We start from the raw sequence: 9795 nt of genomic DNA on the forward strand, positions 1-9795 counted from the left end.
CGGTGATCATGTTGAGCACACCGGCCGGGATGCCGGCGCGGATGGCCAGTTCGGCCGCGGCCAGGGCCGTCAGCGGGGTCAGCTCGGCGGGCTTGATGATGACGGGGCAGCCGGCGGCCAGCGCGGGCGCGACCTTGCGCGTGATCATGGCCAGCGGGAAGTTCCAGGGCGTGATCGCGGCGCAGACGCCGATGGGCTGCTTGAGCACCATCAGGCGGCGGTTGTTGTCGAACTGCGGCAGGGTCTCGCCGTTGACGCGCTTGGCTTCTTCGGCGAACCACTCGACGAAGCTGGCGCCGTAGGCGACCTCACCCTTGGCTTCCGGCAGGGGCTTGCCCTGCTCGGCGGTCATGATGCGGCCCAGGTCGTCCTGGTTGGCCATGAGCAGGTCGTACCACTTGCGCAGGACGATGCTGCGCTCCTTGGCGGTCTTGGTTTTCCAGCCGGCCCACGCGGCGTTGGCGGCGGCGATGGCCTGTTCGGCCTCGGCCGGGCCGAGGTTGGCCACATCGGCCAGCTTGAGGCCGGTGGCGGGGTCGAGCACGTCAAAGCGGCTGGCGCCTTTGACCCACTCGCCGTTGATCAGCGCGTCGGTCTTGAGCAGGGTCGGGTCCTTCAGCAGGGCCAGGGGGGATGTCTTCATGTCCATGGGATGTCTCTTCGTCAGATGGTGGTGCGAAAGGAAAGGGTGCGTTCAGCGCGGATTCAGCGCATTTCAATTTCCACGAACACAACTTCGTGTCCGGTGGGGTTGATGACGTTGTGCTCCACGCCCACGTTCCGGGTGTACGACTGGCCGGGTGTCAACGGTGCCGTGCGGTGGCCATCGGGGGTTTCCAGCAGCAGCTCGCCGCCGGTCATGGGCACGACCACATAGTCGTGTGCGTGGCGGTGCCAGCCCGTCTCCGCGCCCGGCGCGAAACGCCACTCGGTGACGATAACGCGTTCGTTGGAAATCTGCACGGTGGGGACGGCCTGGGGGCGGCTCATGGGGTCTTCCTTGTGACAACGGGGATTCAGCGGTAGGCCACGCCGGGCAGCACGCAGAGCATTTCAAACAGCAGGTTGGCGCCCAGCAGGGCGGTGTTGCCGCTGGTGTCGTAGGCCGGGGACACCTCGACCAGGTCGCAGCCGACCAGGTTCAGGCCCCGGCAGCCGCGCACGATCTCCAGTGCCTGCGGCACGTTCAGACCACCGATCTCGGGCGTGCCGGTGCCGCCGGCGTAGGCGGGGTCGATGCCGTCGATGTCGAAGCTCAGGTAGGTGGGCGTGTCGGGGCCGATCTTGTCGCGGATCTGCACCATCAGCGGCGCCAGGCTGGTCCACCAGACCTCGTGTGCGGGCACGATGGTGAAGCCCTGCTGGCGCGGCCAGTCGAAATCGTCGGCCGAATAACCGCTGCCGCGCAAGCCGATCTGCCAGACCTTGTCGCCGATCAGCAGGCCTTCTTCGACCGCGCGGCGGAAGGGGGTGCCGTGGGCAATGGCCTCGCCGAACATGTCGGGGTTCACGTCGGCGTGGGCGTCGACATGGATCATCGCCACCGGGCCGTGTTTTGCCTTCATCGCGCGCAGGATCGGCAGGGCGATGGTGTGGTCGCCGCCGAGCGTGAGCGGGATGCAGCCGGCCTCGATGATCGGGCGGTAGTGCTGTTCGATGAGGTCCACCGACTTCAGCAGGTGGTAGGTGTTGATCGCCACGTCGCCGAGGTCGGCCACCTGCAGCGCGTCGAAGGGCGCAGCGCCGGTCGCCATGTTGTAGGGGCGGATCAGGCACGACTCGGCTCGGATCTGGCGCGGGCCGAAGCGCGCGCCCGGGCGGTGGCTGGTGCCGATGTCCAGCGGCACGCCAATGAAGCCGGCGTTCAGGCCGGCGGCTGAGGTCGCGACCGGCAACCGCATCATGCTGGCCAGGCCGCCAAAGCGCGGCATCTCATTGCCGCCCAGCGGCTGGTTGAAGGGCGTGTTTTCGCTCATGGTTTCAGGCCCGGGGGCGCGACAGCTGGAAGTCCAGGTGGGCTTTGACCGAAGCCCATTCGCTGGCCACGATGCTGTAGACACAGGAGTCGCGCAGCGCGCCCTGCGCATCGGGGTGGCGGTTGATCTGGTGCGAACGCAGCACGCCGTCCAGTTTGGCGCCCAGGCGTTCGATGCCACGGCGGCTCTGGTGGTTAAAAAAATGCGTTCTGAACTCGACCGCGATGCAGTCCAGCGTCTCAAACGCGTGGGCCAGCAGCAGGCGCTTGGCTTCGGTATTGAGCGGGCTGCGCTGCACCGCCTGGCGGTACCAGGTGGAGCCGATCTCGACGCGGCGGTTGGCGGCGTCGATGTTCATGTAGGTGGTCATGCCCACCGCCTTGCCGCTGGTGTCGAGCACGGCAAAAGGCAGCATGCTGCCGGCCTGCTGCAGGCCCAGGCGGCGCTGGATCTCGGCCGCCATGCCCTCGGGCGTCGGAATCACGGTGTACCAGAGCGTCCAGAGTTCGCCGTCGCGCACCGCTTCGACCAGATCGTCGTGGTGCTCGGGGCGCAGGGGGACCAGGCGGACGTGCTGGCCGGTGAGGGTGGTGTCGGTGGTGAAGGGCATAAAAGTGATGATCAATGACCGCTGCGCTGGCGTGCGGTGTGGTCGTCCATCGTAAAGAAGTCGCAGAGTTCCGCGTCGGGGATCTGATCCGCCGCGTAGTCGAAGCGCCCCTCATCCAGCATCTGGCGCGATGCCCTGCGCAGCAGCCCCAGGCAAGCCCTGGCCAGGCTGCCCCCGACGCTGATCCGTCGTGCACCGGCCTGACGGAGATCGGCGACGGTCAGGGTGGAGGCGGACAGGCCCATCACCACCGTGACCGGCACCTGAACTTCGCTGACCAGGCGGGCAATGTCCTGCGCCTGGGTCAGGCCCGGCACAAAAACGCAGTCCGCGCCCGCGTCGGCGTACGCCTGACAACGTTGGATGGCGGTCGACAGAGCGCCGCGGCCGCTGCGCAAGCAGGCGTCGGTTCGTGCGGTCAACACAAACCTGGCGTCGGCCGATCGTGCGGCTCGGATGCGGTCCATGGCACGGGCCAATTCCAGCAAGCCGGTCGCACTGTCTCCGCTGGCATCCTCGATATTGCCGCCGACGGCACCGGCCTGGATGGCTTGCGCGACGGTCTCTGCCACATCGCCCGGCTCGCTGCCAAAGCCTGCTTCGAGATCGGCGCTGACCGGGATCGACACGGCCGAGGCGATGTGGTGGATGGCGTCCATCATCTCGGAGCGGCCGATGGCTTGCGCACCATCGGGAGCGCCTCGCGCGAACGCGATGCCGGCGCTGGTCGTGCCCAGCGCCACAAAGCCTTGAGCCGACAGGATGCGGGCGCTGCCGGCGTCCCAGGCGTTGGGCATCAGGAAGCAGCCGTTCCGGTGCAGGGCCCGGAAGGTCTCCACGTTGTCGGCCACGGAGGTGGGTGCCCGCATCGATCGATGTTTACTTGCGACGACCGCGCAGCCACTCCAGCGTCAGCATCAGCGCGGTCGTGAACAGGATCAGCAGCGTGGCAACAGCGGCGATGGTCGGAGAGATGTTCTCGCGGATGCCGGTGAACATCTGGCGCGGCAGCGTGACCTGCTCGGGGCCGGCGAGGAACAGCGTGACAACGACCTCGTCGAACGAGGTGGCGAACGCGAACAGGGCGCCCGAGATCACGCCCGGTGCGATGACGGGCAGCGTGACGCGGAAGAAGGTTTCCAGCGGGCTCGCACCCAGGCTCAGGCTGGCTTTCACCAGGTTCTGGTTGAAGCTCTGCAACGTGGCCAGCACGGTGGTCACCACGAATGGCGCGCCGAGCGCCGCGTGCACCAAGATCAGGCCGAGGTAGGTGTCGTTCAGGCCCCATCTGGCGAAATACAGGTAGGTGCTGACCCCCACCACCACGATGGGCACCACCATCGGCGCGATCAGCACACCGGTGATGAAGCCCTTGCCGAAGAACCTCGTATGGGCCAGGCCCATGGCCGCCAGCGTGCCGAGCGTCGTCGCCAGCAGCGTGGCCAGCGGCGCGACGATGAAGCTGTTCTTCGCGGCACGCGCCCAGTCGTCGGACGCAAACATCTCGCGGTACCACTTCAGCGACCAGCCTTCGATGGGGTATGCGAGGAACGAGGAGTCGCTGAACGACAGAGGAATGATCACCACCACCGGCAGCAGCAGAAAGGCCAGCACGGCCACGCCGCCCAAGCGCAGGGCAAACCAGCCGAGTTTGTCGAGCAGGGTGTAGTAGGCGGGGAAGTCGGGGAGTTTGAACATGTGCGCTTTCTGATCAACCCAGACTGAGCTCGGCTTTGGAGACCTTGCGATAGATCGCGTAGAGGATCAGCGTGGTGGTCAGCAGCACGCCGCCGAGCGCGCAGGCCATGCCCCAGTTCACTTCCACGTTGGTGTACTGCGCCACGTAGTAGCTCAGCATCTGGTCGCTCGGGCCGCCAAGCAGGGCAGGCGTCACGTAGTAGCCGATGCTGGTGATGAAGACCAGCAGGCCGCCCGCGGCCACGCCGGGGTAGGTCTGCGGCAGGTACACGCGCACGAAACCCGAGAACGGCGTGCTGCCCAGCGAGATGGCGGCGCGCAGGTAGTTCTGTGGCACCGACTTCATGACGCTGTACAGCGGCAGGATGGCAAAAGGCAGCAGGATGTGGACCATCGCGATGATCACGCCCACGCGGTTGAACAGCAGCGGGATGGGCGTGTCGGTGACACCCAGCCACATGAAGAAGCGGTTGACCAGGCCGTTGTTCTGCAGCAGCACGATCCAGGCGGCGATGCGCACCAGCACCGAGGTCCAGAACGGCAGCAGCACCAGGATCAGCATCACGTTGGCCTTGCGCTCGGGGAGCGTCGAGAGCCAGTAGGCCAGCGGATAGGCCAACAGCAGGCAGAAAAAGGTGACGACCGCGCTCATCTGGAAGGTGCGGCCGAGGATGTCGCTGAAGGCAGCTTCGCCTTCGCCCACCTTGACGATGTCGCCTTGCGGTGTGCGTTTGAGGTCGACCGCGGTCAGCAGGTAGTCGAGCGTCCAGCGTGAGCTGTTTTTCGCGATGGCTTGCCAGTAGGGCAGTTCTTCCCAGCGCGCATCAAATTCGATCAGCCTGGCTCTGGCTTCGTCGGGGCCCAGGTTCTCGCCCAGGGGCAGGGCGCGGTAGGTGCCCATGACCAACGAACGGCCGCCGGCCACTTCGCTGTTGAGGCGCCGCGCCAGCACGCCGGCTTGCGCGGTTTCCTGTATGGCCGACAGGTCGGCCAGCAAAGCGGCGTAGGCCGCAGTGGGGGGCGGGCTGTTGCGGTCCCAGTCACCGAGCGCCTGCCCCGTGCGGGGCAGCGCATCGGCCACTTCGGGGTTCTCAACCGCCCGCACCAGCAAAGACGCCAGTGGAACCAGGAAGAACACCAGCAGGAATGCCAGCAGGGGCAGCGTCAACGCGAACGCGCGCGTCTTGCGCCGCCGCTCGGCACGGCTCAACTGGGCGACCAGATCGAGGGTTCCACCGGCCATCATCACTTCGCTGCCCAGGCGGAGAAGCGCTTCTCCAGGGCTTCACCCTGGTCGGCCCAGAAGCCGACGCTGAACTGCAGTGCGTCCTTGCTGTTGGCGGGCGAGGTGGGCAGCATGCCCAGCACCTTGGCGTCGAGCTGGGTCAGGGCCTTGTTGTTGGTCGGGCCGTAGCTGATGTTTTTGGCGTAGTCGGCCTGGGCATCGGGCGAGCTGGCCATGGCGATGAACTTCAGAGCAGCGTCCTTGTTGGGCGTGCCCTTGGGCATGACCCAGTAGTCCAGGTCGTAGATGCCACCGGTCCAGGTGATCTTGAGGTTCTTGCCTTCGCGCTGGGCGGCGTCGATGCGGCCGTTGTAGGCGGTGGTCATGGCCACGTCACCGGCCACCAGGAACTGGGGCGGCTGCGCGCCGGCTTCCCACCACTGGATGTTGGGCTTGAGCTCGGTCAGCTTCTGGAACGCGCGCTCGGCACCTTCCTTGGTGGCCAGCACCTTGTAGACGTCGGCGGTCTTGACACCGTCGGCCATCAGGGCGAATTCGAGGTTGTAGCGGGCGCCCTTGCGCATGCCGCGCTTGCCGGGGAATTTCTTCACGTCCCAGAAATCGGCCCAGGTGGTGGGGGCGGTCTTGAGCTTGTCGCCGTCGTAGGCCATCACGGTGGACCACACGAAGGTGCCCACGCCGCACTCGTGCACCGCGGCTTTCTGGAAGTCGGCCTTGTTGCCAACCTTGGCCCAGTCCATCTTCTCGAACAGGCCTTCGTCACAGCCGCGGCTCAGGTCCGGGCTTTCGACTTCGACCACGTCCCAGGTGACCTTCTTGGCTTCGACCATGGCCTTGATCTTGGCCTGTTCGCCGTTGTATTCCACGGCGGTGATCTTGCCGCCACCGGCTTTTTCGTAGGCCTCGAAATAGGCCTTCTTCTGCGCGGCGCCGTTGGCACCACCGAAGTTGACGACGGTCAACTGGCTCTGGGCCATCACGGGCAGGCTGGCCATCACGGCCACCGCCAGCAGCACGGGTTTGAGTTTCATGGGTCTTATCTCCAGGGGGTTGAGGAACAGGAACGGGAAATCACTTGTACACACGCAAATGCGCGGCAGGCAGGTGGAGGTGGACCGTCTGGCCGGCGGCCATCTGGCCCAGGTGCTGCAGCGGCACCTTCACGCTGAGTTCGGGCTGGTCCGGCACCACGCAGCGCAGGCGCAGGTGGTCACCGAAATAGATCACGTCGTTCACCTTGGCGGGCAGGCAGTTCTCGCTGCCACCCTCTGCACCGACCAGGGCGATGCGCTCCGGGCGCACGCTGCACTGCACGGCATCGCCCACCTGGGCGTGGTTGACGTTGACGCCCTGCAGGTGCACGCCGTCGGCCAGCTGCACCTCGCAGGTGTCGCCGTGGTTCTGGATCACGCGGGCATCGAGCACCGAGTTGTCGCCGACGAAGCTGGCGACGAAGCGGTTGGCCGGGGTTTCGTACAGGCGGTCCACGGTGTCGATCTGCTGGATCACGCCCTCGCTGAACACGGCCACGCGGTCGGACATGGTGAGCGCTTCCGACTGGTCGTGCGTCACGTAGACAAAGGTCACGCCCAAGCGGCGGTGCAACGCCTTGAGCTCCAGCTGCATGTGCTCGCGCAACTGCTTGTCGAGTGCGCCGAGCGGCTCGTCCATCAGCACCAGTTGCGGGTCGAACACCAGCGCGCGGGCCAGCGCCACGCGCTGCTGCTGGCCGCCCGAGAGCTGACCCGGGAAGCGACTGCCCATGTGACCCATCTGCACCATGTCGAGGGCGCGCTTCACCTTGGCTTCGACGTCGGCCTTGCCCAGCTTGCGCACCGTGAGCGGGTAGGCAATGTTGTCGGCCACGGTCATGTGCGGGAACAGGGCGTAGTTCTGGAACACCATGCCGAAGTTGCGCTTGTGCGGCGGCGTGCGCGTGATGGGCACACCGTCCAGGCTGATCTCGCCCGAGGTCGGCGATTCAAAGCCGGCCAACATCATCAGCGTGGTGGTCTTGCCCGAGCCCGAGGGACCGAGCAGCGAGAGGAACTCGCCCTTCTGGATCTCCAGGTTGAGGTCGCGCACCACCAGGGTGTGGCCGTCGTAGGTTTTCTGCACACCGGTGAAGGTGACGAGTGCGGTGCTCTGTGTCATGAACGCGATCGGGTCGTGGGTCGTGGGCTGAAAAAAGGTTCAGGGCGTTGCATGCAACCATCGTGCCTGATGGGCGCCGAGTGCCGGTGGCGGCAGTTCGGCCACGGGGCGTTGTCCGTCCATCACCATCGGGTTCGCGATCATGGGCGGTGTGGCGTCCATTCCGGGTTGTAGCCGCAAACCGCGCGCAGCGACATGGGGATGTTCCATGACTTGAGCCAAATCAAGGATCGGCGAGCAGGGCACGCCCGCACGGTCGAGCAACTGCACCCAGTCGGCGGTGTCGCGCTGCAGTGTCCAGCCAGTGAGCAGCGGCACCAGCGTGGCGCGGTGTTCCACGCGCGCCGGGTTGGTCGAGAAGCGCGCGTCGCGCGAAACCTCGGGGTGGTCGCAGGCGTCGCAGAACTTGGCGAACTGGCCGTCGTTGCCCACGGCCAGCACCATGTGGCCATCGCGCGTGGGGAACACCTGGTAGGGCACGATGTTGGGGTGCGCGTTGCCCATGCGGGTGGGCGTCTTGTGGCCGATCAGCTGGTTGGCGCCCTGGTTGGCCAACATGGCGACCTGCACGTCGAACAGCGCGGCGTCGATGTGGCAGCCTTTGCCAGTGTGCGCGCGCTCGTGCAGAGCGGCCAGGATGGCGGTGGTGGCGTAGACCCCGGTCATCAGGTCGGTCACCGCCACGCCCACCTTCTGCGGCTCTTCGCCCTTGTTGCCGGTGATGCTCATCAGGCCGCCTTCGGCCTGGATCGCGAAGTCGTAGCCGGCCTTGTGCGCCAGCGGGCCGTTCTGGCCGTAGCCGGTGATGGAGCAATAGATCAGGCGCGGGTTGAGGGCCTGCAGGCTGGTGGCGTCGAGCCCGTACTTGGCGAGCTGGCCGACCTTGTAGTTCTCGATCAGCACGTCCGCGTCGCGCGCCAGTTCACGCACCTGCTGGATGCCTTCGGCGCTGGCGATGTCGATCGTCACCGAGCGCTTGCCGCGGTTGGCACAGATGAAGTACGCCGCCACGCGGTCGGCGCCTTCGCCCCACCAGGGCGGACCCCAGCTGCGCGTGTCGTCACCGGCGCCCGGGCGTTCCACCTTGAGGACTTCGGCGCCGTAGTCGGCCAGCAACTGACCGGCCCAGGGGCCGGCGAGCACGCGCGAGAGGTCGAGCACGCGCACGCCCGCGAGCGGGCGGGGGGCCGCTACGGTGCTGGCGTTGGCAGGGGGCTGATCGGTGGAGCTCATGCGCCTTGCAGCGCGTCGAGCGAGGCAGCGATGATCGCCAGGCCTTCGTCCAGCACGGCGTCGCTGGCGGTCAGCGGCACCAGGATGCGCACCACGTTGCCGTAGGTGCCGCAGGTCAGGATGATCAGGCCGCGTTTCGTGGCTTCGGCGGCGAGCGCCTTGGTCAGTTCGGCGTCGGGCTGGTGCACGTCACCGTTCTTGCACAGCTCCATGGCGACCATGGCGCCCAGGCCGCGCACGTCGGCGATGCAGCTGTGTTTCTTGGCCAGCGTCTGCAGGCTGGCGGTGATGCGCGCGCCGACGTCGCGGCTGCGCTGCAGCAGGTCGTATTTTTCAAACTCGTCGAGCACGGCCAGCGCAGCGGCACAGGCCATCGGGCTGCCGGCGTAGGTGCCGCCCAGGCCGCCAGCGGCGGGCGCGTCCATCACTTCGGCGCGGCCGACCACGGCCGAGATCGGGAAGCCGCCGGCCATGGACTTGGCCAGGGTGATCAGGTCGGGCGCCACGCCCGTCTGCTCGACCGCGAACCAGGTGCCGGTGCGGCCTGCGCCGGTCTGCACCTCGTCGGCGATCAGCAGGATGCCGTGCTGGTCGCACAGCGCGCGCAGGCGCTGCCACAGTTCCTTCGGCGCCACGTTGAAGCCGCCTTCGCCTTGCACCGGCTCCAGGATGATGGCCGCGACGCGGCTGGCTTCGATGTCGTTCTTGAAGATCTGCTCGACCGAGTCGATCGCGTCCTGCACGCTCACGCCGTGCAGTTCGTTCGGGAAGCGGGCGTGGAAGATTTCGCCCGGGAAGGGGCCGAAGCCGGTCTTGTACGGGGCGACCTTGCCGGTCAGGCCCAGGGTCATCATGGTGCGGCCGTGGTAGCCGCCGGT

Annotated in this window: 11 protein-coding genes; all 11 read right to left on the bottom strand. The window is 66.8% G+C overall.

Annotated features, from left to right (window positions below; translation table 11 throughout):
* Positions 1 to 649, bottom strand: a 649-nt coding sequence (locus IV088_RS05795; RefSeq protein WP_291098998.1) for an aldehyde dehydrogenase family protein, incomplete at its 3' end; no start/stop codon positions are given.
* Positions 650 to 705: 56 nt separating this feature from the next.
* On the bottom strand, positions 706 to 990 hold the full coding sequence (locus IV088_RS05800) for a cupin domain-containing protein (protein ID WP_291099001.1): 285 nt from the start codon (positions 988 to 990) through the stop codon (positions 706 to 708).
* Positions 991 to 1016: 26 nt separating this feature from the next.
* On the bottom strand, positions 1017 to 1976 hold the full coding sequence (gene speB, locus IV088_RS05805) for an agmatinase (protein ID WP_291099004.1): 960 nt from the start codon (positions 1974 to 1976) through the stop codon (positions 1017 to 1019).
* A gap of 4 nt (positions 1977 to 1980) precedes the next feature.
* Positions 1981 to 2586, bottom strand: coding sequence for a GNAT family protein (locus IV088_RS05810; protein WP_291099006.1), 606 nt, complete (start codon positions 2584 to 2586; stop codon positions 1981 to 1983).
* A gap of 11 nt (positions 2587 to 2597) precedes the next feature.
* Positions 2598 to 3437: an isocitrate lyase/phosphoenolpyruvate mutase family protein gene (locus IV088_RS05815; protein ID WP_291099008.1), complete on the bottom strand. Its 840-nt coding sequence runs from the start codon at positions 3435 to 3437 to the stop codon at positions 2598 to 2600.
* 28 nt (positions 3438 to 3465) lie between these two features.
* Positions 3466 to 4284: an ABC transporter permease gene (locus IV088_RS05820; protein WP_291085483.1), complete on the bottom strand. Its 819-nt coding sequence runs from the start codon at positions 4282 to 4284 to the stop codon at positions 3466 to 3468.
* Positions 4285 to 4297: 13 nt separating this feature from the next.
* Entirely contained in the window at positions 4298 to 5527 is a 1230-nt protein-coding gene (locus IV088_RS05825; RefSeq protein WP_291085486.1) for an ABC transporter permease, read from the bottom strand.
* Positions 5528 to 5529: 2 nt separating this feature from the next.
* The gene (locus tag IV088_RS05830) at positions 5530 to 6561 is read right to left on the bottom strand and encodes an ABC transporter substrate-binding protein (RefSeq protein WP_291099011.1); all 1032 of its coding nucleotides are present in this window, start codon (positions 6559 to 6561) and stop codon (positions 5530 to 5532) included.
* A gap of 40 nt (positions 6562 to 6601) precedes the next feature.
* A complete protein-coding gene (locus tag IV088_RS05835; protein ID WP_291099013.1) occupies positions 6602 to 7684 on the bottom strand; it encodes an ABC transporter ATP-binding protein in 1083 nt (360 codons plus the stop codon).
* A gap of 39 nt (positions 7685 to 7723) precedes the next feature.
* Positions 7724 to 8917 (bottom strand): CaiB/BaiF CoA-transferase family protein, encoded by a 1194-nt coding sequence (locus tag IV088_RS05840; RefSeq protein ID WP_291099016.1) that lies wholly within the window; start codon positions 8915 to 8917, stop codon positions 7724 to 7726.
* Positions 8914 to 9795: aminotransferase class III-fold pyridoxal phosphate-dependent enzyme (locus IV088_RS05845; protein WP_291099019.1), on the bottom strand; the 882-nt coding region annotated here is incomplete at its 5' end. The genes IV088_RS05840 and IV088_RS05845, both read right to left, overlap by 4 nt.

Source organism: Hydrogenophaga sp. (assembly GCF_018780075.1).
Classification (GTDB): Bacteria; Pseudomonadota; Gammaproteobacteria; order Burkholderiales; family Burkholderiaceae_C; genus Hydrogenophaga.

Excerpts from the sequence above, each read along its gene's own strand:
- IV088_RS05800 (WP_291099001.1), bottom strand. The coding sequence starts at position 990 with ATGAGCCGCCCCCAGGCCGTCCCCACCGTGCAGATTTCCAACGAACGC.
- speB (WP_291099004.1), bottom strand. The coding sequence starts at position 1,976 with ATGAGCGAAAACACGCCCTTCAACCAGCCGCTGGGCGGCAATGAGATG.
- IV088_RS05810 (WP_291099006.1), bottom strand. The coding sequence starts at position 2,586 with ATGCCCTTCACCACCGACACCACCCTCACCGGCCAGCACGTCCGCCTG.
- IV088_RS05820 (WP_291085483.1), bottom strand. The coding sequence starts at position 4,284 with ATGTTCAAACTCCCCGACTTCCCCGCCTACTACACCCTGCTCGACAAA.
- IV088_RS05825 (WP_291085486.1), bottom strand. The coding sequence starts at position 5,527 with ATGGCCGGTGGAACCCTCGATCTGGTCGCCCAGTTGAGCCGTGCCGAG.
- IV088_RS05830 (WP_291099011.1), bottom strand. The coding sequence starts at position 6,561 with ATGAAACTCAAACCCGTGCTGCTGGCGGTGGCCGTGATGGCCAGCCTG.
- IV088_RS05835 (WP_291099013.1), bottom strand. The coding sequence starts at position 7,684 with ATGACACAGAGCACCGCACTCGTCACCTTCACCGGTGTGCAGAAAACC.
- IV088_RS05840 (WP_291099016.1), bottom strand. The coding sequence starts at position 8,917 with ATGAGCTCCACCGATCAGCCCCCTGCCAACGCCAGCACCGTAGCGGCC.